Here is a 21141-nt window from a genome sequence, read left to right on the forward strand (position 1 = left end):
ATCATCATGAGTGAATTGAATGTGAAATCTCTGGGCAAAGTAGGCGTGCTGTTTGGCGGACGTTCGGCTGAACGTGAAATCTCCCTCATGTCTGGCAAGGGTGTCTTGCAAGCCTTGTTGAGCAAGGGTATTGATGCCCATCCTTTCGACACCGCAGAGCGTAACATTGCCGAACTGGCAGCAGAAAAATTTGACCGAGTTTTCATTGCCCTGCATGGCCGCTATGGTGAAGATGGCAGTCTTCAAGGTGTATTGGAGCAATTGAATATCCCCTACACCGGCAGTGGCGTCATGGCATCGGCGATTGCCATGGACAAGATTTTTACCAAGCGCATCTGGCAAACCTATGGCATGAGCACACCGGCTTATGCCGTGCTGACGGGGCAGACCGAATTGCGCCGAGTACCAGATACGCTGGGTTTGCCGCTTATCATCAAACCGCCACATGAAGGTTCTACAATAGGCATTACCAAGGTTGTGGGTTATTCCGACATGCAGGAAGCCTATGCCCTGGCGGCCCAGTTTGATGAAGTGGTGCTGGCCGAAGAATTTGTCGAAGGCCGCGAATTGACGGTGGCAATCTTGGGTAAAGGTGAGCATGCATATGCCTTGCCGATTACTGAAATTATTGCCCCTGATGGTAATTACGATTACCAGAACAAGTATTTTACCGACGACACGCAATACATTTGCCCGGCAGTATTGGAGCAAGACCTGACTGACAGCATACGCAAAATGGCAGTTGATGCCTATCGTGCACTCGATTGCGAAGGCTGGGCCAGGGTAGATGTCTTGTTGCGCAAGTCGGATAACAAGCCGTTTTTAATTGAAATTAATACTTCGCCAGGTATGACAGGACATTCACTGGTGCCCATGGCAGCCAAGGCAGTTGGTATCAGTTATGAAGATTTGTGTGTAGAGATTTTGAAGATGGCGAGTTTGAAAATTAAATCTCCAGAAAAGAAATAAGCAGGCAAGATAAAAATGTGGCATGACAGCAAGCTGATGAACAATACCGCGAATGCCCTGTTTGGGCTGGTGCTGTTCATCCTGGTGTTGTCCGGGGTGTGGTGGGTGATACAAAGGCCGTTGTTTACTTTGAAAGCGATACGGGTGGAAGCCAGCAATATGACTGATAGTACAGGCTTGCGGCATGTCAATCCGCTTACTATCAGGAACACGGCTTTACCCAAGATCAGAGGTAATTTTTTTACGGCAAATCTGGATAGTGTGCGGGCCGCGTTTGAAGCTGTACCCTGGGTGCGCAAGGCCAGTGTACAAAGAGAATGGCCCAATAAGCTTATCGTCACCCTGGAAGAACATGTAGCCCTGGGGACCTGGGGTGAGGATGGACTATTGATTTCTGCCAAAGGTGATGTGTTTACCGCCAACCTGGCAGAAGCTGAAGATGATGCAGACCTGGTTGCCCTGAGTGGGCCAGAAGGTAGTGAAAAAGAAGTATTGGCACAGTATCTGGAATTTAAAAACTGGTTTGCCAGAATTAACCTGGCACCGGATTCGGTGAATTATTCCAGTCGCTATGCCTGGAGTCTGAAGCTGAATAATGGCATGGAAGTGCAATTGGGCAGGGTGCAGGACGCGACAACGCTCAAGGGCAGGGTGGATAAACTGATGACGGTTTACCCACAACTGCTGGCCAGTTTGCAAGACAGTATTGAAAGTGTGGACATGCGTTATCCGAATGGCCTGGCGCTCAAATCGAGTCATAGCAATATCGGATCAAAAAAGCAAACAAAAGCAAGTGGAAAGACATGACAAAAGACGCTAAAAATCTGATCGTTGGTCTCGATATCGGCACCTCAAAAATTGTGGCAGTCGTGGCAGAAGTCATGCCTGATGGCAGGCATGAAGTCATAGGCCTGGGCCAGCATGAATCCAAGGGGCTGAAAAAAGGTGTCGTCGTCAATATTGAGGCGACCGTCGAATCCATACAACGCGCTTTGGAAGAAGCCGAGTTGATGGCTGACTGCAAGATACGTAATGTGTATACCGGCATTGCTGGCAGCCATATCCGCAGCTTTAATTCCAGCGGCATGGTGGCGATCAAGGATAAAGAAGTCACCGCAGCTGACGTTTCGCGTGTGATAGAAACTGCCAAGGCCGTCAATATCCCGACTGACCAGCAATTGCTGCACACCTTGCCGCAAGAATTTATCGTCGATAGCCAGGATGATGTGCGCGAACCTATAGGCATGAGCGGCATACGTCTGGAAGTCAAAGTGCATATCGTCACCGGTGCTGTGTCTGCAGTCCAGAACATTGTCAAGTGTGTGCGCCGTTGTGGCCTGGAAGTGTCTGACTTGATCTTGCAACCGATGGCCTCGGCAGAAGCTGTGCTGACCAAGGATGAAAAAGAACTGGGTGTGGTGCTCATCGATATAGGTGGCGGCACGACTGACGTGGCGGTATTCAGCGAAGGTGCGATACGACACACGGCAGTGATCCCGATTGCTGGTGACCAGATCACCAATGATATCGCCATGGCCTTGCGCACGCCGACCTCGGAAGCGGAAGAAATCAAGGTGCGTTTTGGTGTCGCCAAACAGGTATTGGCTGATCCCTCAGATACGCTGGAAGTACCTGGCCTGGGTGACCGTGGTCCGCGTTCTTTATCGCGCCAGGCTCTGGCGGCAGTGATAGAGCCGCGTGTAGAAGAATTGTTTGCACTGGTGCACCAGGTAGTGCGCGAATCCGGTTATGAAGATGTGCTGTCTTCCGGCATCGTTTTGACAGGCGGTTCTGCTGCCATGCCGGGCATGGTTGAGATGGCTGAAGACATCTTTTTGAAGCCAACCAGATTAGGCATGCCGGCTTACAGCGGGCAGTTGGCAGATGTCGTGCGCAGCCTGCGTTATGCCACAGTTTTGGGGTTGTTGTTGGAAGCGAAGAAGCAGTATTTGCGCGGTCATCTGGTCACTCGGCAAGAAGGTTCAGCCAAAGCGGTCTGGCAACGCATGAAAGAGTGGTTTTTAGGGAATTTTTAGCTTGTATTTTGTATCTAATTTAGTGTAGTCATTTTATAATAGTTCGATATACAGTTATTAGTCGCTAGTCGTCACATCCCGGTGATGCCTAGCGACTGATAACTGCCTACCTGGAGGAGTCATGATGGAGTTCGATATGGTTGATAACGCCACACAAGGCACCGTAATCAAGGTTGTCGGCGTAGGTGGCGCAGGCGGCAATGCGGTTCAGCACATGATCAACAAAGGCGTGTCCGGCGTTGAGTTCATCGCAGCAAACACAGATGCGCAAGCACTGTTGCAGTCTAAAGCAAATAATGTGATACAGATCGGCGAGACTGGTCTGGGCGCAGGCATGAAACCGGAAGTCGGCCGCAAGCTGGCTGAAGATTCCCGTGCCCGCATCGAAGACGCATTGCGCGGCGCGCACATGGTATTTATCGCTGCAGGTATGGGTGGTGGTACAGGTACAGGTGCTGCTCCGGTAGTTGCGCAAGTCGCCAAGGAATTAGGTGCATTGACCGTGGCGGTGGTTTCCAAACCATTTTCCTACGAAGGTCAGAAATGCATGGACATCGCTGACGAAGGTCTGGAAGCCTTGTCTCAGCATGTCGATTCACTCATTATCATTCTCAACGAAAAACTCGAAGAGATTTATGAAGACGACAGCATGATCGAATGGCTGCAGCATGCAGATGATGTCTTGAACAATGCCGTCGCCGGTATTGCCGAGATCATCAATGTGCCTGGCCATATCAACGTCGACTTCAATGACGTGAAAACCATCATGGGTGAACAAGGCAAGGCCATGATGGGTACCGCAACTGCTTCTGGCGTTGACCGCGCACGCATCGCCGCCGAACAGGCAGTTGCATCACCACTGCTGGATGGTATCGATTTGTCCGGTGCCCGCGGTGTGCTGGTGAATGTCACAGCTAGCCGTGGTCTCAAAGGTAAAGAGATCAAGGAAGTCATGTCTACTGTGCGCGCTTTTGCTGCACCGGATGCATCGATTGCCCAGGGTATCGCTTACGACGACAACATGGGTGACGATATCCGTGTGACAGTAGTAGCAACCGGTCTGGGTCGTGGCAAGAAAAATATACAGCTGGTGCAAACACCTATGCTGCGTACTGGTACTCACAATGAAACAGTGATGGCCAGCCCTGTCATGACATCTGCCACCATCAGCACTGGTTCCGTAACCGGTTCTGCGGGATTTGATGGTTTGAGCAAACCTGCAGTATGGCGCCGTGAATCTGCGTCAGAAACTGTACGTGCCCTGGAAAAAAATGGCATGGAAACCTACGATATCCCAGCTTTCCTGCGCAAGCAGGCCGACTGATTTATCTGGTTTTTCTGCAAAACGCCAGCTTCGAAAGAGGCTGGCGTTTTTTATTTGTTGGTCGAAAATTCAGACCAAAAAGCTCACCACAGAGACATAGAGGCACAGAGAAAGGCAAGAGAAATGCTGTGTTTGGTTACGTATCAGACGTATAGCAAGGATTCTATTTTTGGTGAAAACAATACTTTGAAAAACCATTGGTTCAGCGTGGCGGGATATCAAACATTTATTCCGATTGTTTTTCCTCTTGCTCTTCTCTGTGGTGTAGCAGGGACTTCGTGCGGCATGCCGCGCGCCTGCGTAACGAAGTCTGCTTGCAAGCAGACTTTCCTCACTCTGTGCCTCTGTGTTGAGAGGTCTTAAGCCTTATCCTTTTAACTTCTGCAAGAAAATCCTAGCTCAGGCATACTTGCGTCCTTCACTGTCGGTGTTGATATGGCTCAAACTTCCTGCGTTTTATGCAGGCGGTAGCATGCAACAAGGCAATGAATATCCGAATACTTATCTAGGGAGCATAAAATGACAATCAAGATTGGCGATACCCTGCCTGAGGGCAGCCTGGCAGAATTTATTGAAGTGGAATCTGAAGGATGTTCACTCGGACCGAATACATTCAAAGTCGCAGACCTGAGCAAAGGTAAAACCATTGCGATTTTTGGCTTGCCTGGCGCGTACACGCCAACTTGCTCAGCCAAGCATGTGCCTGGCTATGTTGCACTGGCCGCAGATTTGAAAGCCAAGGGCGTTGATGAAATCTGGTGTATCTCTGTCAATGACGCATTCGTCATGGGTGCATGGGGCCGCGATCAAAAATCCACAGGCATCGTCCGCATGATGGCTGACGGCAATGCAGATTTCAGCAAAGCGCTGGGCCTGGATGCAGATTTCAGCAAATTTGGCATGGGCACGCGTTCCCAGCGTTATTCCTTGCTGGCTGTCGACGGTGTCGTCAAGCAATTGAATATCGAAGAAGGCGGCAAGTTTGAAGTGTCGAACGCAGAAACACTGCTGGCACAATTAAGCTAATCAGGTCATCTGACTCGTATTAAAAATGGCGCACAGTTTTTGAACTGTGCGCCATTTTTTTAATATACGATATTTTTATTCCAGAGACTTGCTCATGATGTGCGACTGCACGCCATATCCCTGAGCTGCATAAAAATCCATGGCATTGCGGTTGAAGTCGAACACTTCCAGCCTGATTTCCACAGCGGCATGCTGACGTGCCCAGCTAGTTGCACCATCCATCAATAACTTCCCTATGCCTAGCTTCTGATGTGCATCAGATACTACGATCGTGCCTATGCGACAGATACGGCGACGGTACAAGAAGGGGATAGAGGTATTTTCATGCCAGCTCATGGTGATGAAGCCCAGGACTTGCTCACCAGCGCAGGCCAGTAAGGCACAACCGGCAGGGTTTTCAAACGTGCCGTGCCAGAACTGGCGGTCAAGTTCGCGATTTGCTTGTTGTACAAAAATCCGGGGTGCAGCAGCATGATGCTGGGCATTGATCTGGTCGCTGAGATCACACATTGCATCCAGATCAGTGGCGACAGCGCGGCGGATTTGAATTGTTGTTTTTGTATTCATTTTTAAGATGTGAAACGGCTAATTTTCCTCACTCCTGCATGGGAAATTGCCTGAAACGCTATAATAGCGCGATGTTAAAGCAAAGAACCATCAAACAAGTCGTGAAAACAGTTGGTGTCGGACTGCATTCCGGTACCAAGGTTGAACTCGTCATGCGTCCGGCACCGGTAGATACCGGCATTATCTTTACACGCACTGACCTGACACCGCCGGTAGTCTTGCCTGCCCAGGCCCTGGGCGTGGGTGATACCCGCATGGCGTCGACCTTGTCGAATGAGCATGGCAAGGTATCAACGGTAGAGCATTTGCTGTCAGCCTGCGCAGGTCTGGGTATCGATAATCTGTACATCGATGTCAGCGCAGAAGAAATCCCCATCATGGATGGTTCTGCTTCATCTTTCGTCTATTTATTGCAGCAGGCGGGCATGCAGGAACAAGACGCCGCCAAGAAATTTATCCGTGTTTTAAAGCCGGTAGAAATCCGCGAAGGTACAGGCAAGTCCGAGAAATGGGCCAGGCTGGAACCTTACAATGGTTTCAAGCTGCATTTCTTTATTGAATTTAATCACCCGGCAGTCGATGGTACGGTGCAAACAGCAGAGGTTGATTTTGCCAGCGCCACCTTTGTGCAGGATGTCGCCAGGGCGCGCACTTTTGGTTTCATGCAGGATGTGGAAATGCTCAGGGGCATAGGTCTGGCACGTGGCGGTTCCATGGAAAACGCGATCGTCATGGATGAATACCGTATTCTGAATTCAGATGGCCTGCGCTTTGATGATGAATTTGTCCGTCACAAAATCCTGGATGCAATTGGTGATTTGTATTTGATCGGCCATCCCTTCCTCGCCAGTTATACTGCGCACAAGTCTGGTCATGGCTTGAATAATCAGTTGCTGCGCGCTTTATTGGCCCAGCCAGATTCTTATGAGATCGTCAGTTTCGATGATCTGGAGATGGCACCACCGACTTATGCCACGCAAGTAGATAGAGAGTGGGCACTCGCTTAAGCTGCAGGTTGAAGTCTTGAGAGATTAGCTGCCAGAGCGGTGGCGCTCTATCAAACGGCTCAGTGCTGCGCGCAGATCAGCATTCTGTGGTGTGTCTTCCAGCGCATGTTCCAATTGCCCAAAAGCCTGCAGGGCCTTGCCTGAAAATGCTATTTGCTTAACGGCAACTGGTTTCTCTACGACACGCCTGACTTGTACTTTGATGCGGATTGCGTTAATCTGCCATCCCCGTTCTTGCAAAAATGCTTGCAGTTTCGGACATTGCTGTTTCAATTTGGTCGCCAGTGCGGCGTTCGGCGCAGAGAGCGTCAACTGCCCCTCCGTTACTTGCATGACCTCACAAGAGGCAAATATCGGCGGCAGTATCAGTCCACAGTCTTTTTGCAGCTTCAGGTTGCGCTGCACTGTGGGTAGCAGTTGGGAGATTCTCTCGTTACTGCGTAAAAAGTCACCGGCTTCGCTGGCACCAGGCACTTTGCGACCGCGTTTAATGTTAACCGGATAGGTAGGGCGTGAAAATGTTGACATGCGCAATACCTTACCACAAACAGGACAGGCCAGCTCTCACAAGGAGCTATAGGTCGTCCATCGTTTTCAGAGGAGCATATTGATGCAAATCATTTTGATGCACTCCCGCTTTACCCAGGCCAAGTCAGTGACTTTGTCTTCCCGTCATGTCATTCTTGCCTCATTTGCATTTCTGCTTGTCATCACTTTTTGTGCCGCCCTGATGGCTGCCCTGACTCTCAAGCTGGCCAGTGCCGACTTGCCGGTCTTGCGTGACCTGGTGCCAGTGGCTGCTACTGGTACTAGCGATACTGGTAATAAAGACAAGTTTATGAAAGAAAATCTGGCTGCGATGGCTGCCAAACTTGGTGAAATGCAGGCGCAACTGATACGTCTCGATGCACTCGGCGAACGAGTGCAGGGCCTGGCTGGTGTCAAGCCAGAAGAGTTTAACTTCAAGGAAATGCCGGGGCGCGGCGGCCCTGAGGTCTCTACCCAACCCGCCAAGGAATTAAACCTGGCCGAGTTCCAGGCTGCACTGGCTGCCATGTCTGAGGATATAGAACACAGGTCAGATTATATGAACGTGGTGGAAACCAAGCTTATGGGCTTCAAGGTGCAATCCAAGCTTTTGCCGACCATACAGCCGGTTAATGTTGCCTATAATGCATCTGGATTCGGGTGGAGGCTGGACCCTTTCTCTGGACGCAGTGCTTTTCATGAAGGTATAGATTTTTCCAGCCCCAGTGGCACTCCCATAGTCGCGGCAGCTGGTGGCGTGGTGGTGGCAGCAGAATATCACCCGCAATTTGGTAATATGGTGGAAATCGATCATGGTGGCGAAATCATGACCCGTTATGCCCACTCATCCAAAATCTACGTCAAGCTGGGTGATATCGTGAAGCGTGGCCAGCATATTGCTGACATAGGTTCTACAGGCCGTTCCACTGGTGCGCATTTGCACTTTGAAGTGCATGTCAAAGGCGTGCCACAAAATCCTCATAAATTCTTGTCGGCAGGCGCTAATCAAGCCAATCTTGCTGCTTTGAACCAGAAATAAGCTGCGTGCAGAACGGCCCAGGCCGTTTTATCGTATATAAAAGTGTGGCAAAGGCCCGACACAACTGCGTGCATTTTTGTGTCTGGGCTATTGAGTTTGGTGATACTGCCACCAACTGCAAACTCATGTCTGGGAATTGTTTGTCATCTGCTCACCCTTGCGTAAGCAAAAAACTGTCATATTTTGTCTGTTATTGCTTTATTGATAGGCAAAATTGTGCAAGTACTGGTTAATTGGGTGTCACATGGTAAAATCACAGGTTATCCTAATGTTGCTGTCAAATTAAGCATTGTTTGCAGCAATTTTTTTAAGAATTTAACTTTCCGTTCATAGCATGTCATTCCTGACCAAGATATTCGGCAGCCGCAATCAGCGGCTTTTGAAGCAATACCAAAAGACTGTGCGTGAAATCAACGCATTGGAACCCAAGCTGGAAGCTTTGTCGGACGAGGCTTTGCAAGCCAAGACTGCTGAGTTCAAAGCACGTGTTGCGAACGGAGAGACACTTGATGCCATCCTCCCGGAAGCCTTCGCTGTTTGCCGTGAGGCCAGCAAACGTGTACTGAAAATGCGTCACTTTGACGTGCAGATGATAGGCGGCATGGTATTGCATTACGGCAAAATCGCTGAAATGGGTACGGGCGAGGGTAAAACCCTGATGGCGACCCTGCCAATTTACCTCAATGCCTTGTCAGGCAAGGGCGTGCACGTTGTTACCGTCAATGATTATCTGGCGCAACGCGATGCTGAATGGATGGGCCAATTATATGGCTGGCTGGGTCTGAGCACGGGTATCAACCTGTCGCAACTCGATCACGATGCCAAGCAGGCTGCCTATGGCTCGGACATCACTTACGGCACAAATAACGAATATGGTTTCGATTATTTGCGCGATAACATGGTCTATGAAGCCAAAGACCGTGTACAGCGCAGCCTGAATTTCGCTGTCGTCGATGAAGTTGACTCTATTCTTATCGATGAAGCCCGTACACCTTTGATCATTTCTGGCCAGGCTGAAAATCATACTGAGCTGTATTACAAAATCAATGAAGTACCAAAATTGCTGACGCTGCAGATTGGTGAAGAAACACCAGATGGCAAAGGCAAGATAGAAGTGCCCGGTGATTACACCAAGGATGAAAAAGCCCATCAGGTCTTGCTGACTGAAGCAGGCCATGACAAGGCAGAAAGCATACTGACACAAATGGGTTTGCTGCCGGAAGGCGCTTCCCTGTATGACGCAGCCAACATCACCCTGATCCATCATTTGTATGCTGCCCTGCGCGCACATGCCCTGTATTTCAAGGATCAGCACTATGTAGTGCAAAATGATGAAATCGTCATCGTTGATGAATTCACTGGCCGTATGATGACAGGCCGTCGCTGGTCTGATGGTTTGCACCAGGCTGTTGAAGCCAAAGAAGGTGTGCGTATCCAGAATGAAAACCAGACTCTGGCATCGATCACGTTCCAGAATTATTTCCGTATGTATTCCAAACTGTCAGGCATGACAGGTACGGCAGATACTGAAGCTTATGAATTCCAGGAAATCTACGGTCTCGAAACCGTGGTGATTCCACCGAACCGTCCTTCCCAGCGTAAGGACAAGCAAGATCAGGTCTATAAGTCTGCGCAAGAAAAATACAATGCCATGCTCATCGACATCAAGGATTGCTATGAGCGCGGCCAGCCTGTCTTGGTGGGTACTACCTCGATTGAAAATTCTGAGCTCCTGTCCGGCATACTGGAAAAAGCAGGTTTGCCGCACAATGTCTTGAACGCCAAACAGCATGCCCGTGAAGCGGAAATCATTGCCCAGGCCGGTCGTCCAAAAGCCATTACCATCGCCACCAATATGGCGGGTCGTGGTACGGATATCGTGTTGGGCGGTAATGTCGCCAAGCAAGTGCAAATGATAGAAGCCAATGCTGCCTTGTCGGATGCAGACAAGCAGTCGCAATCGCAAAAGCTGCGCGACGAATGGCAATCCCTGCATGAGACAGTGGTCAATGCTGGTGGTTTGCATATCGTCGGTACTGAGCGTCATGAATCCCGTCGTGTAGATAATCAATTGCGTGGTCGTTCTGGTCGCCAGGGTGATCCGGGTTCTTCCCGTTTCTATCTGTCACTTGACGACACCTTGCTGCGTATTTTTGCTGGTGACCGTGTCCGCGCCATCATGGACAGGCTGAAAATGCCGGAAGGCGAACCTATAGAAGCAGGTATAGTTTCGCGCTCCATAGAATCGGCACAGCGCAAGGTTGAGGCACGTAACTTTGATATCCGCAAGCAATTGCTGGAATATGATGATGTCGCCAATGACCAGCGTAAAGTGATTTACCAGCAGCGTAATGAATTGCTGGAAGCGCAAGACATGGCTGAGCTGATTTCTTCCCTGCGTCATGGCATGTTTGAAGACATCGTGCGTGAATATGTACCGGCAGAATCAGTCGAAGAGCAGTGGAATATCCCGGCTCTGGAAGCTGCCTTGCGTGATGAATGGGCACTGGATTTGCCGCTGGCGCAAATGCTCAAAGACGATAGCAATATCACGGATGAAGACATTCTTGAACGCGTGCAAAAAGCCGCCAATGAAGTGTATGACGCCAAGATTGCCATCGTTGGTAAAGAATCTTTTGCCGGTTTCGAACGCAATGTCATGCTGCAAAGCATAGATACCCACTGGCGTGAACATCTGGCTGCACTGGATCATTTGCGTCAGGGTATACATCTGCGCGGTTATGCGCAGAAAAATCCTAAACAGGAATACAAGCGCGAAGCTTTTGAATTGTTTGGCCAGATGCTGGAAGCCATCAAGAATGAAGTGGTCAGGACCGTGGTTACTGTGCGCATACAATCTCGTGAAGAGATTGATGCGGCAGAAGAAAGACTGGCGCAATCTCAGATCGAAAACGTCCATTACCAGCACGCTGATTTTGATGCAGATGCAACGCCGGAAGAAATGCTGGCACCTGATCCAGGCTTTGCTACCGATCAGCCGGAAATCAGTTATGCCCTGAAGGTCGGTCGAAATGACCCTTGCCCTTGCGGCAGCGGCAAGAAGTTTAAGCAATGCCACGGCAAACTGGCTTGACCATTTGAAATAGCAAAAATGAAAGGCGACCATTTGGTCGCCTTTTTTTATTTCCTCGCCGAGTATCCATTTGGGGATTCGTCACCTCCTGGCTTGACGCAAGTATGGTGTGAGGTTAAAGTGAACGGGCGTGCTTTATTTGGGCATTCATTCTATATTCTGGAATCTCACACTGTGCTGACCAGACCTGAGGGGGCTTATGGACTTGAACTTTAACGATGCAGAGCTTGGCTTTCGTCAACTGGTCCGTCATTTCCTGCAAACTTCCTTACCTCATTCCATCAGCCATAAAGTGCATCATGGCTTAGCACTTGAAAAAAGCGATTACCAGCAGTGGCAAAAGTTACTGCATGCCCAGGGCTGGGGAGCATCTTCCTGGCCTGTAGCACATGGCGGCACCGGCTGGTCTGCTATCCAGCGCTATATATTTGAAGAAGAATGCGCCGCTGCCGGTGCGCCGCGCCTGCCACCTTTTGGTATCAAGATGGTGGCACCCGTCATCATGGAATTTGGCTCGCCCGAGCAACAGCAGAGATTTTTGCCAAAGATACTGTCCGCCGATGAATGGTGGTGCCAGGGATATTCTGAGCCGGGCTCCGGTTCTGATCTCGCTTCCGTCAAGACCACGGCTGAGCGCAACAGTGACAGCGAGGGTGAATACTATCTGGTGAATGGTCAAAAGACCTGGACCACACTGGCACATTATGCCGACTGGATATTTTGCCTGGTACGTACAGACCGTGCAGCCAAGGCCCAGCGTGGTATTTCATTTTTACTCATCGACATGAAATCCCCTGGTGTTACTGTCAGGCCCATCATCACCATGGATGGTGCGCATGAAGTCAATGAAGTCTGGTTTGATGATGTCAAGGTACCGCTTGCCAATCTGGTGGGTGAAGAAAACCAGGGCTGGACTTATGCCAAGTTCTTGCTGGGACATGAGCGTACCAATATCGCGGGTATAGGCATCGCCAAGCGTGAGTTGGCCAGGCTGAAGAGAGTGGCAGCGCGTGAATTCAAGAATGGCAAACCGCTCATGGAAGATGCCGCCTTTGCCACGCGTCTGGCACAGGTGGAAATAGATTTGATGGCGCTGGAAATAACCAATCTGCGCGTCTTGTCAGCAGAAGAGCAAAGTCATGCGCCAGGGCCGGAAGCATCGATACTCAAGATCAAAGGTACGGAAATACAACAGGCCATCACTGAATTGCTGGTGCAAGCTGTAGGGGAGCAGGCTTTGCCCCTGCGTGATCGTCAGGATACCAGCGAGCTGGCCAGTCCACTCGCCATCAATTACCTGAACATGCGCAAGCTCTCCATCTATGGTGGTTCAAATGAAATACAAAAAAATATCATTGCACAAATGATCATGGGTTTGTAAGGGCTAGGCCCGGCCTGCGTGAAATTTCCTCAGCGCAAACATGCTTCGCAGTGCAACAAAATGCCCTACAATGTCGGCTTGATTTCAACGCAAGGAAAAACCATGGCCGTTAATTCCCCCATCCCTGTGGCTGCAGATTTGAAACCGGTAGCCGGCATACGCCTCGGTTATGCCGAGGCTGGCATACGCAAGCCCAATCGCAAAGACGTACTGGTCATGGAACTGGCCCCTACGGCGACCGTGTCCGGGGTATTTACGACCAACCGCTTTTGCGCAGCACCTGTGCAAGTCTGCAAGGCCCACCTGGAAGGCTTGCACATGGCATCCAGCCCTATTCGCGCGCTGGTGGTGAATACCGGTAATGCGAATGCAGGTACTGGCGATGCTGGTCTGGCTGCTGCGAATGCAACTTGCGCTGCCCTGGCAGAATTGCTGGCTTGTGAAGCGTCCCAGATACTGCCATTTTCTACTGGCGTGATCCTCGAACAATTGCCAGTCGACAGGCTGGTGGCTGGTTTGCCTGCAGCCATAGCCAACCTGACGGACGATAACTGGTTCAATGCCGCTACCGCCATCATGACTACCGATACCCAACCCAAGGCGGCCTCGGCAACGGTGGAAATCAACGGCAAAACCGTGACCATGACAGGCATCAGTAAAGGTGCGGGCATGATCAAGCCAAATATGGCGACCATGCTGGGTTATCTGGCAATAGATGCCAAGGTTGCGCAAAATGTGCTTGATCATATGGTCAAGCAGGCGGCTGACAAATCCTTTAACTGCATCACCATCGATGGTGATACTTCCACCAATGACTCTTTCATGCTCATCGCCACAGGTGCGGGTGAAGTCGAAGTCAATGATGTCGAGACACCTGAATATGTAGCACTGGCAGAAGCCGTGACTGCGCTGTCGCAAAAACTCGCTCACATGATTATCCGTGATGGCGAAGGCGCGACCAAGTTCATGACGATTGCAGTGGAAGAAGGCCGTGATGTAGAAGAATGCCGCAAGATCGCTTACTCGATTGCCCATTCGCCACTGGTAAAAACCGCTTTCTTTGCTTCCGATCCTAACCTGGGCCGCATCCTGGCCGCCATAGGTTATGCCGGTGTGAATGACCTGGATGTTGGCAAGCTGAACCTCTACCTGGATGATGTCTGGGTCGCTAAAAACGGTGGCCGTAATCCTGAGTACCGTGAAGAAGATGGTCAGCGCATCATGAAGCAAAGCGAAATCACCATACGCGTCAAACTGGCACGTGGCGATGCGGCAGCGACAGTCTGGACTTGCGACCTGTCGCATGACTATGTCTCCATCAATGCCGACTACCGTTCCTGATCTGGAAAGACAATGACGCAGCTTGATCAATTTCTCTTGCGTGCCGAGCATTTGCTGAGCAGGCTGGAAAATATATTGCCCGCCAGTACGCCAGCACCTGACTGGAATCTCGGCTTTGCTTACCGTTGGCGCAAGCGTGGTGGCCATGGCTATTTGCAAGTCGTGCGCCATGCATCAACCATAGCGCTGGATGACTTGCGTAATGTCGCCGCACAAAAAGCCCAGATAGAGCAAAACACCAGGCAATTTGTCCACGGTAAACCAGCCAATAATGTCTTGCTGACTGGTGCCCGTGGCACAGGCAAATCGTCACTGATCAAGGCTTGCCTGAACCAGTTTTCGAATCAGGGTTTGCGCCTCATCGAAGTAGATAAAGCCGACCTGGCTGATTTGCCGGATATTGTCGACCTGATCGCTGAGCGTCCCGAGCGTTTCATTGTCTTTTGTGATGACCTGTCCTTTGAAGAAGGCGAGGCCGGTTACAAGGCTTTGAAAGTGGCACTGGATGGCAGTATTTCTGCCCAGTCTGACAATGTGCTGATCTATGCCACTTCAAACCGCCGCCATCTCTTGCCCGAGAAAATGTCGGACAATGCCAGCTATAAATATAGCGATGATGGGGACCTGCATCCGGGCGAAACGGTAGAAGAAAAAATCTCCTTGTCTGAACGCTTTGGTCTCTGGGTTTCTTTCTATCCTTTCAAACAGGATGATTACCTCGACATCGTCGCTTACTGGCTGGGCAGCATGGGCTGTACCTCTAGCCAGATAGAAGAAGCACGTGGCGATGCCCTGCGCTGGGCTTTGCAACGCGGTTCGCGTTCTGGCCGCGTGGCCTGGCAATTTGCCCGTGACTACGCTGGCAAGCTGGCGGAGTCCTGAGGTGAGTGCAAAACCTGTGGATGTCGCTGTCGGCATCCTGATGAAAGCCAATGGCGATGTCTTGCTGGGACAACGTCCCGCTGGCAAGCCATATGAGGGTTATTGGGAATTCCCGGGTGGCAAGGTTGAGCCCGATGAATCCATACTTGATGCACTCAAGCGTGAGTTTGTCGAAGAACTGGGCATACAAGTGTTGACTGCTGAACCCTGGTGTGGCGTTGAGCATATCTATCCGCATGCCCATGTCAGGCTGCATTTCTATATCAGCCGAGAATGGCAGGGCGAACCGCAAAGCCTGGAAGGGCAAGCCTTTGCCTGGCAGGGTAGTGTGGGGCTCACGCCTTTATTACCAGCCACCATACCATTGCTGGAATGGCTGGATTTGCTGCGTAAGGACGAGGCCGCTCTGGCAGCAGCTTAGTACTTGCTGGCCAATTCTGTGGCCATTGACTCCCACCTCCTCAGTCCGAAAAGTAGGTCAGTGCTGACTTTCAAGCTCGGCTCTGACCCTTTTTAGCTTTTGCTTTATTTCCACACGTCTATACTTCATTGCATGCGGTTCGTGAGTGATGTCATCAAACTGTCTTTTTATGAAAAACAATCCGTAGTATCACTTATTGTCGGCAGCTATTTGGGCTGAGATTATCTGTGCTTTATTTTATTATCGATGTGTATTGAAATCAATACACTGTATTAAAATAAATACAGTGTGCGGTTTTTAGTACGTAGTAGAGAGTAGTCTCTAGTTTGAAGTGCAGAAGAAAATGCATAACTGTATTGATTTCAATACGGGAATTTTAAGGGTTCCGACATAAATTCTATAAGTCATTGAATTTCTTCAATAAAATTTTGTGGCACGACGATTGCATAACTAATCGCATTTCTTTTGATGCGATGGAGTGGTGAGATATGAAGCAAGTTGCTGGAATAGCAGGTGCAGTACTTCGTATTGACTTACAGGCAATACGTTATAACTATCGTCTGCTGCGTGGCTTATTGGGGGCGGCGAAATGCGGTGCTGCGGTCAAGGCAGATGCCTATGGGCTCGGTGCGGTGCCGGTGGTGCAAGCCTTGTATGCCGAAGATTGCCGTGATTTTTTTGTCGCGCATTTGCAAGAGGCAATCATCATCCGTGAACATTTGCCTGCAGATGCCGCCATCTATGTCATGCATGGCTCACCAGTAGGGCATGAGGCCGAATTATTGGAAAATAACTGCACCCCAGTCTTGAACAGCCTGCCACAAATGCTGGCCTGGCGTGCCTTGGCGCAAAAAGAACAGCGTCGCCTGCCAGCCATCGTGCAAGTTGATACCGGCATGGCCAGAATGGGCTTGTCCGCAGCCGAGGCACAGCAATGGCAGGCCGATGCCAGCCTCAGCGAGGGCATAGACCTGCAATACATCATGAGCCATCTGGTCAGCGCCGAAGACCAGGCTAATCCGGTCAATCAGCAGCAGTTGCAAGCCTTTAACGCCTTGCGCATGCAAATCCCGGCTTGCCAGGGTTTGCCAGCCAGTCTGGCGAATTCTTCCGGCATCTTCCTGGGTAAAGACTTTCATTTCGACCTGGCCCGTCCTGGCGCAGCCTTGTATGGCGTTGCTCCTGTCGCAGGCCAAGCCAACCCCTTGCGTGCCGTTGCCCATCTGCAAGGTCGCATCATACAAACCCGTGAAATTCAGGCTAACACTGGTGTCGGTTATGGATCGACCTGGCGTAGCAGCCAGACCACTCGCATAGCCACCGTCGGTGTTGGCTATGCCGATGGCTGGATGCGCAGCCTCAGTAATCGCGGCATTGCCCATATTGCCGGCCAGGCCGTGCCCATGGTGGGCAATGTATCGATGGATACCATCACCCTTGATGTGACTGCAGTCGCCGCAGAACATCTGCAACCCGGCTCTATGGTGGATCTGATCTCTGCTGACAATACAGTGGACCAGGTGGCAGCACGTGCCAATACCATAGGCTATGAAATCCTGACCAGTCTGGGAGGCCGCTATGAGCGTACCTATAGCAATTAAGCCTCTACATGTATGGCCGCTTGCCTGAGCAAGTAGCCAGAACAAACAAAGAACACAACAGACAAACAGATTAATCCATCAGTGAGCTAGCAGTAAGCCGGGAGAAAAAAATGAAAATAGTTATATTGGGTGCAGGTGTTATCGGTACAGCGTCAGCCTATTATCTGGCCAAAGCAGGCCATGAAGTGACAGTGATAGAACGTCAGCCAGCCGCAGGCCTGGAAACCAGTTTTGCCAATGCGGGTGAAGTTTCCCCTGGCTATTCCGCTCCATGGGCAGGCCCTGGTGTTCCTTTGAAAGCCATCAAATGGTTGATGATGCAGCATAGTCCGCTGGCGATACGCCCCAGCCTGGACCCTACCATGTGGCGCTGGGTCACGCAGATGCTGATGAATTGCACCAGCAAGCGCTATGAAATCAATAAGGGCCGCATGTTGCGCATGGCTGAATACAGCCGTGATGTCTTGCAACAATTGCGCAGCGATACCGGTATCAGCTATGACGAACGTACCCAGGGTACGCTGCAACTGTTCCGCAACCAGCAACAACTCGATGGTGCAGAGGCCGATATCGCCATCCTCAAACGTTACGATGTGCCGTATGAAAAACTGGACAAGGCAGCTTGCCTGAAAGTGGAGCCGGCATTGGTCAATGTGCAGGACAAATTTGTCGGTGCCCTGCGTTTGCCAGGGGATGAAACCGGCGACTGCTTCAAGTTCACCCAAAGCCTGTCCAGATTCGCGCAAGAACTGGGTGTCCAGTTCAAGTACGGCGTCACTATACAAAGACTGGTCAAGAGCGGCGATACCATCAGTTCTGTCATCACTTCCGAAGGTGAGATCAAGGCAGACTGTTTCGTACTGGCACTTGGCAGTTATTCCCCAATTCTCTTGAAAGAATTGGGCATCAAGATTCCTGTTTACCCTATCAAGGGCTATTCAATCACCGTCCCTATTACCGACACACAAAAAGCGCCGGAATCGACGGTCATGGATGAGACCTATAAAGTCGCAATTACCCGCCTGGGCGACCGCATACGTGTCGGTGGCACCGCCGAAATCACCGGCTATAACCTCGACCTGCGGGCAGACCGTCGTGCCACCCTGGAGCATTCAGTGACTGATTTGTTCCCTGGTGGCGGTGACGTCAGCAAAGCTGAATTCTGGACTGGCCTGCGTCCCATGACGCCGGACGGCACCCCTGTCATTGGCCCTACGCCTTACCGCAACCTGTACCTGAACACCGGTCATGGCACGCTGGGCTGGACCATGGCTTGCGGCTCTGGTCAGTTCATTGCCGACGTGGTTTCTGGCAAGCGCCCGGCTATTTCTACTGAAGGTTTATTCATGGACCGTTACGGCAGCGTCAACAGTCCAATTTTCATACACAAGGAGTTGGCATGAATGCAATTGAAGAGTTATTGTCATCAACCCAGGTTTTTTCAGATGCCAACCTGAATGCGCGGTTTTATACCGCCATAGAATTACTGGCGCAAATCATGATGGTGATGCCACGTACTGCAAACATCACCACACTGGCGCAAGCCACGGGCAAGACCCCGCGCCTGATACGTTCGATACTGGCAGTGCTGAGCAAGGATGCCCTGGTCAGCCGTGACACCAAGGAGAAGGATGCATGGCATTGCCGCGACTGCAATGGCATCATCACTCTGGCGGATGTTTATCGTAGCTTCGTCAATGCAGAAGAACGTGCTGCTGCCAAGGCAATGGAAAAAGCGGTTCAGGAAGAAGAGGCAGAAGTGCCACAGGAAAGACGCAATACTCGTACTTCCAGCCAGCAAAGCGTGGACTTGTTGATGATGCAAGTTAAAATGACGCTCAATCGTGCAGTCTTGCAGCAACTGGAGCAATTTGACCTGGGCCGTTTGCGTGGCCTGGCATCGAATAGCGCTTTCCGTCGCCAGCATGCCCGCCCACGTGGTTATATCCCGGAGCCGTATTAATCCGCATATCAATCAGACTTAAGCAGACTTTCATCGTTTCATTACAAAGCAACGCATGCGCATCAATATCCAGTTCAAGGACAGAGTAGGTATTGCTCACGAAATACTGGCGGTATTGGCGCGGCGCGGGCTCAATGTAGTGGCGGTTGAAGTCGACCCACCGAATATCTATATCGACAGCCCTGAGCTACTGGAATTCATGCTGCCCTCATTGCAGACTGATTGCCAGTCTGTGCGTGGGGTAGGTGAAATCAAGGTGCTGGATGTTTTACCCGGCATACGCAGGCGTCTCAATCTCGACACCATGATGGCGGTCATGGAAGACCCGGTGCTGGCGATTGATGCCAGCGGCCATATCGTGATTGCCAATGTGGCTGCCGCCACGGCAACGCGCATGAGTGAGTCCAGCCTGTGTCAGCGCAGCCTGAACCAGGTGCTTGACGATGCCGGCATACAGGAAGAGCTGGTCAATTGCGGCTTCCGCTTACCCAGCCGTGAAGTCAGTCTCAACGGTGAGCCTTATTTCATGGATGTGACGCCGGTATCCGAGCCCCAGGGTCTTGATATTACCCATGGTCGCTCGGTAGGTGCGGTGCTGACCTTCCATGCGCCCACACGCATAGGTGGCCGCCTGCATGCCTTGCAGCATTCGGAAGGCAGTGGCTTTCATTTCATCATCGGTGAGTCAGAACAGATACGCAGCCTGAAAATCAAGGCAGTACGGGTGGCCGTCGTTGATGCTCCTTTGCTGATTACGGGCGAGACTGGTACCGGCAAGGAATTGCTGGCCCAGGCTTGCCATGGTGTCAGTGGCCGCAGCAATGCGGCTTTCCTGGAGCTGAATTGCGCAGCCTTGCCAGAAAGCCTGGCCGAGAGCGAATTATTTGGGTATATGTCCGGTGCCTTCACCGGTGCCCAGCGTGGCGGCAAGCCTGGCCTGTTTGAAATGGCGGATGGTGGCACGGTCTTTCTCGATGAGATAGGCGAGATGTCGCTGTACCTGCAAGCAAAGCTACTGCGCTTCCTGAATGACGGCAAGTTCCGTCGCATAGGCAGTGATAAAGAGGTCAAGGTGAATGTGCGCATCATCAGCGCCACCCACAGGAACTTGCGCAAGATGGTGCAGGAAGGTAGTTTTCGTGAAGATCTGTTTTACCGCCTGAATGTCTTGCATCTGGAGATGCCAGCCTTGCGCGAGCGCCCTGACGATATCCTGCCGCTGGCCAGACATTTCATAGAACGTGCCTGCACCCAGGCGCAAAAACCGGTATGCCGCTTGAATTCATCCGCCTGTGCGGCGCTGGTGTCCAATCATTGGCCGGGCAATGTCAGGCAATTGCAGAATGTGGTGTTCCGCGCGATTACCATGTCAGACCAGCGGGTATTGGATGCGGCTGACCTCGATTGGGCCGAGGGCAGTATCACGGCAGATGTGGTGAAAAGCGACGCCACCGAGAGCTGGGAATTATCGGTGAATGCCTTTGAGCGCAGTTTGCTGGAAAACCTGTATCCGCAATATCCATCCAGCCGCAAGCTGGCGACACGTCTGGCGACTTCGCATTCGATGATCGCCACCAAGCTGCGTAAATACGGTATCCCGCAAAAACGCTAAGAACATGTTCACGATCTTAAGCGCGAGCGCAACCGGAGTTAATGCGGGGGCTCATGCGCTGCTCAAAATGCTCATGTACTAAAGTACATTCCGCTTTCTGCGCTGCTCTTCACCCCGCTGACGCACGCTCGCTACAGATCGTAAACACGTTCTAAGTCAGTGACGTAGCTTATTCAGCCAGTTCTTCCGGGTCTTCTGGAAGATTGACTGCAGGTATCGTGTACTTCTCTTCTGCCCAGGCACCCAGGTCGATTTGCTTGCAGCGTTCAGAACAAAAAGGACGCCAGCGGTTTTCTTCTTTCCATTCCACCTTGGTTTTGCAGGTGGGACAATCAACAAAAGTAGCCATG

Annotated in this window: 19 protein-coding genes; 16 read left to right on the forward strand and 3 right to left on the reverse strand. The window is 51.1% G+C overall.

What is annotated here, in order from left to right:
- Positions 1-3: 3 nt before the first annotated feature.
- The 5 genes from ACO0LC_RS06760 (at position 4) to ACO0LC_RS06780 (ending at position 5355) form a co-directional block, all read left to right on the forward strand.
- A complete protein-coding gene (locus tag ACO0LC_RS06760; RefSeq protein WP_423002135.1) occupies positions 4-969 on the forward strand; it encodes a D-alanine--D-alanine ligase in 966 nt (321 codons plus the stop codon).
- Positions 970-984: 15 nt separating this feature from the next.
- The gene (locus ACO0LC_RS06765) at positions 985-1776 is read left to right on the forward strand and encodes a cell division protein FtsQ/DivIB (RefSeq protein WP_423001893.1); all 792 of its coding nucleotides are present in this window, start codon (positions 985-987) and stop codon (positions 1774-1776) included.
- Positions 1773-3005: a cell division protein FtsA gene (gene ftsA / locus ACO0LC_RS06770; RefSeq protein WP_110255262.1), complete on the forward strand. Its 1233-nt coding sequence runs from the start codon at positions 1773-1775 to the stop codon at positions 3003-3005. The genes ACO0LC_RS06765 and ftsA overlap by 4 nt, the downstream gene beginning before the upstream one ends.
- A 124-nt stretch (positions 3006-3129) precedes the next feature.
- Complete coding sequence (gene ftsZ / locus ACO0LC_RS06775; RefSeq protein ID WP_422949570.1) at positions 3130-4329, forward strand: cell division protein FtsZ; 1200 nt, start codon at positions 3130-3132, stop codon at positions 4327-4329.
- A gap of 519 nt (positions 4330-4848) precedes the next feature.
- Positions 4849-5355 (forward strand): peroxiredoxin, encoded by a 507-nt coding sequence (locus tag ACO0LC_RS06780; RefSeq protein WP_423001894.1) that lies wholly within the window; start codon positions 4849-4851, stop codon positions 5353-5355.
- Positions 5356-5430: 75 nt separating this feature from the next.
- Here ACO0LC_RS06780 and ACO0LC_RS06785 read toward each other — a convergent pair whose 3' ends face one another.
- A complete protein-coding gene (locus ACO0LC_RS06785) occupies positions 5431-5922 on the reverse strand; it encodes a GNAT family N-acetyltransferase (protein ID WP_423001895.1) in 492 nt (163 codons plus the stop codon).
- Positions 5923-5993: 71 nt separating this feature from the next.
- Here ACO0LC_RS06785 and lpxC point away from each other — a divergent pair, with 71 nt between their 5' ends.
- Positions 5994-6929: a UDP-3-O-acyl-N-acetylglucosamine deacetylase gene (gene lpxC, locus ACO0LC_RS06790; protein WP_423001896.1), complete on the forward strand. Its 936-nt coding sequence runs from the start codon at positions 5994-5996 to the stop codon at positions 6927-6929.
- A 24-nt stretch (positions 6930-6953) separates the two neighbouring features.
- Here the strand turns inward: lpxC and ACO0LC_RS06795 are convergent, their stop codons facing one another.
- On the reverse strand, positions 6954-7457 hold the full coding sequence (locus ACO0LC_RS06795; RefSeq protein WP_423001897.1) for a DciA family protein: 504 nt from the start codon (positions 7455-7457) through the stop codon (positions 6954-6956).
- Positions 7458-7539: 82 nt separating this feature from the next.
- Between ACO0LC_RS06795 and ACO0LC_RS06800 the strand changes: the two genes are divergently transcribed.
- The 10 genes from ACO0LC_RS06800 (at position 7540) to ACO0LC_RS06845 (ending at position 20791) form a co-directional block, all read left to right on the forward strand.
- Positions 7540-8496 carry a M23 family metallopeptidase gene (locus tag ACO0LC_RS06800; protein ID WP_423001898.1) on the forward strand — a complete coding sequence of 319 codons (957 nt, stop codon included), beginning with the start codon at positions 7540-7542 and terminating at the stop codon, positions 8494-8496.
- Between the two features lie 334 nt (positions 8497-8830).
- Positions 8831-11590: a preprotein translocase subunit SecA gene (gene secA, locus ACO0LC_RS06805; RefSeq protein ID WP_423001899.1), complete on the forward strand. Its 2760-nt coding sequence runs from the start codon at positions 8831-8833 to the stop codon at positions 11588-11590.
- Between the two features lie 199 nt (positions 11591-11789).
- Positions 11790-12971 (forward strand): acyl-CoA dehydrogenase family protein, encoded by a 1182-nt coding sequence (locus ACO0LC_RS06810; RefSeq protein WP_423001900.1) that lies wholly within the window; start codon positions 11790-11792, stop codon positions 12969-12971.
- A 102-nt stretch (positions 12972-13073) separates the two neighbouring features.
- Positions 13074-14312, forward strand: a complete 1239-nt coding sequence (argJ, locus tag ACO0LC_RS06815; protein WP_423001901.1) for a bifunctional glutamate N-acetyltransferase/amino-acid acetyltransferase ArgJ — start codon at positions 13074-13076, stop codon at positions 14310-14312.
- A gap of 12 nt (positions 14313-14324) precedes the next feature.
- Positions 14325-15194 carry an ATP-binding protein gene (locus tag ACO0LC_RS06820; RefSeq protein ID WP_423001902.1) on the forward strand — a complete coding sequence of 290 codons (870 nt, stop codon included), beginning with the start codon at positions 14325-14327 and terminating at the stop codon, positions 15192-15194.
- Position 15195: 1 nt separating this feature from the next.
- Entirely contained in the window at positions 15196-15615 is a 420-nt protein-coding gene (locus ACO0LC_RS06825; protein WP_423001903.1) for an NUDIX domain-containing protein, read from the forward strand.
- A gap of 488 nt (positions 15616-16103) precedes the next feature.
- On the forward strand, positions 16104-17216 hold the full coding sequence (alr, locus tag ACO0LC_RS06830; protein ID WP_423001904.1) for an alanine racemase: 1113 nt from the start codon (positions 16104-16106) through the stop codon (positions 17214-17216).
- A 110-nt stretch (positions 17217-17326) separates the two neighbouring features.
- Positions 17327-18619, forward strand: a complete 1293-nt coding sequence (locus ACO0LC_RS06835) for a D-amino acid dehydrogenase (RefSeq protein ID WP_423001905.1) — start codon at positions 17327-17329, stop codon at positions 18617-18619.
- Positions 18616-19179 carry a hypothetical protein gene (locus ACO0LC_RS06840; RefSeq protein ID WP_423001906.1) on the forward strand — a complete coding sequence of 188 codons (564 nt, stop codon included), beginning with the start codon at positions 18616-18618 and terminating at the stop codon, positions 19177-19179. The genes ACO0LC_RS06835 and ACO0LC_RS06840 overlap by 4 nt, the downstream gene beginning before the upstream one ends.
- A gap of 55 nt (positions 19180-19234) precedes the next feature.
- The gene (locus ACO0LC_RS06845) at positions 19235-20791 is read left to right on the forward strand and encodes a sigma-54-dependent transcriptional regulator (RefSeq protein ID WP_423001907.1); all 1557 of its coding nucleotides are present in this window, start codon (positions 19235-19237) and stop codon (positions 20789-20791) included.
- A gap of 169 nt (positions 20792-20960) precedes the next feature.
- On the opposite strand, the gene ACO0LC_RS06850 is transcribed toward ACO0LC_RS06845, so the two are convergent.
- Positions 20961-21140, reverse strand: a complete 180-nt coding sequence (locus ACO0LC_RS06850; protein ID WP_423001908.1) for a DNA gyrase inhibitor YacG — start codon at positions 21138-21140, stop codon at positions 20961-20963.
- Position 21141 lies beyond the last annotated feature (1 nt).

Source organism: Undibacterium sp. JH2W (assembly GCF_049340425.1).
GTDB lineage: Bacteria > Pseudomonadota > Gammaproteobacteria > Burkholderiales > Burkholderiaceae_D > Undibacterium.

Excerpts from the sequence above, each read along its gene's own strand:
- lpxC (WP_423001896.1), top strand. The coding sequence starts at position 5,994 with ATGTTAAAGCAAAGAACCATCAAACAAGTCGTGAAAACAGTTGGTGTC.
- ACO0LC_RS06820 (WP_423001902.1), top strand. The coding sequence starts at position 14,325 with ATGACGCAGCTTGATCAATTTCTCTTGCGTGCCGAGCATTTGCTGAGC.
- ACO0LC_RS06795 (WP_423001897.1), bottom strand. The coding sequence starts at position 7,457 with ATGTCAACATTTTCACGCCCTACCTATCCGGTTAACATTAAACGCGGT.
- ACO0LC_RS06840 (WP_423001906.1), top strand. The coding sequence starts at position 18,616 with ATGAATGCAATTGAAGAGTTATTGTCATCAACCCAGGTTTTTTCAGAT.
- ACO0LC_RS06835 (WP_423001905.1), top strand. The coding sequence starts at position 17,327 with ATGAAAATAGTTATATTGGGTGCAGGTGTTATCGGTACAGCGTCAGCC.
- alr (WP_423001904.1), top strand. The coding sequence starts at position 16,104 with ATGAAGCAAGTTGCTGGAATAGCAGGTGCAGTACTTCGTATTGACTTA.
- ACO0LC_RS06845 (WP_423001907.1), top strand. The coding sequence starts at position 19,235 with ATGCGCATCAATATCCAGTTCAAGGACAGAGTAGGTATTGCTCACGAA.
- ACO0LC_RS06765 (WP_423001893.1), top strand. The coding sequence starts at position 985 with ATGTGGCATGACAGCAAGCTGATGAACAATACCGCGAATGCCCTGTTT.
- ACO0LC_RS06785 (WP_423001895.1), bottom strand. The coding sequence starts at position 5,922 with ATGAATACAAAAACAACAATTCAAATCCGCCGCGCTGTCGCCACTGAT.
- ACO0LC_RS06780 (WP_423001894.1), top strand. The coding sequence starts at position 4,849 with ATGACAATCAAGATTGGCGATACCCTGCCTGAGGGCAGCCTGGCAGAA.
- ftsZ (WP_422949570.1), top strand. The coding sequence starts at position 3,130 with ATGGAGTTCGATATGGTTGATAACGCCACACAAGGCACCGTAATCAAG.
- ACO0LC_RS06850 (WP_423001908.1), bottom strand. The coding sequence starts at position 21,140 with ATGGCTACTTTTGTTGATTGTCCCACCTGCAAAACCAAGGTGGAATGG.
- secA (WP_423001899.1), top strand. The coding sequence starts at position 8,831 with ATGTCATTCCTGACCAAGATATTCGGCAGCCGCAATCAGCGGCTTTTG.
- ftsA (WP_110255262.1), top strand. The coding sequence starts at position 1,773 with ATGACAAAAGACGCTAAAAATCTGATCGTTGGTCTCGATATCGGCACC.
- argJ (WP_423001901.1), top strand. The coding sequence starts at position 13,074 with ATGGCCGTTAATTCCCCCATCCCTGTGGCTGCAGATTTGAAACCGGTA.
- ACO0LC_RS06810 (WP_423001900.1), top strand. The coding sequence starts at position 11,790 with ATGGACTTGAACTTTAACGATGCAGAGCTTGGCTTTCGTCAACTGGTC.
- ACO0LC_RS06800 (WP_423001898.1), top strand. The coding sequence starts at position 7,540 with ATGCAAATCATTTTGATGCACTCCCGCTTTACCCAGGCCAAGTCAGTG.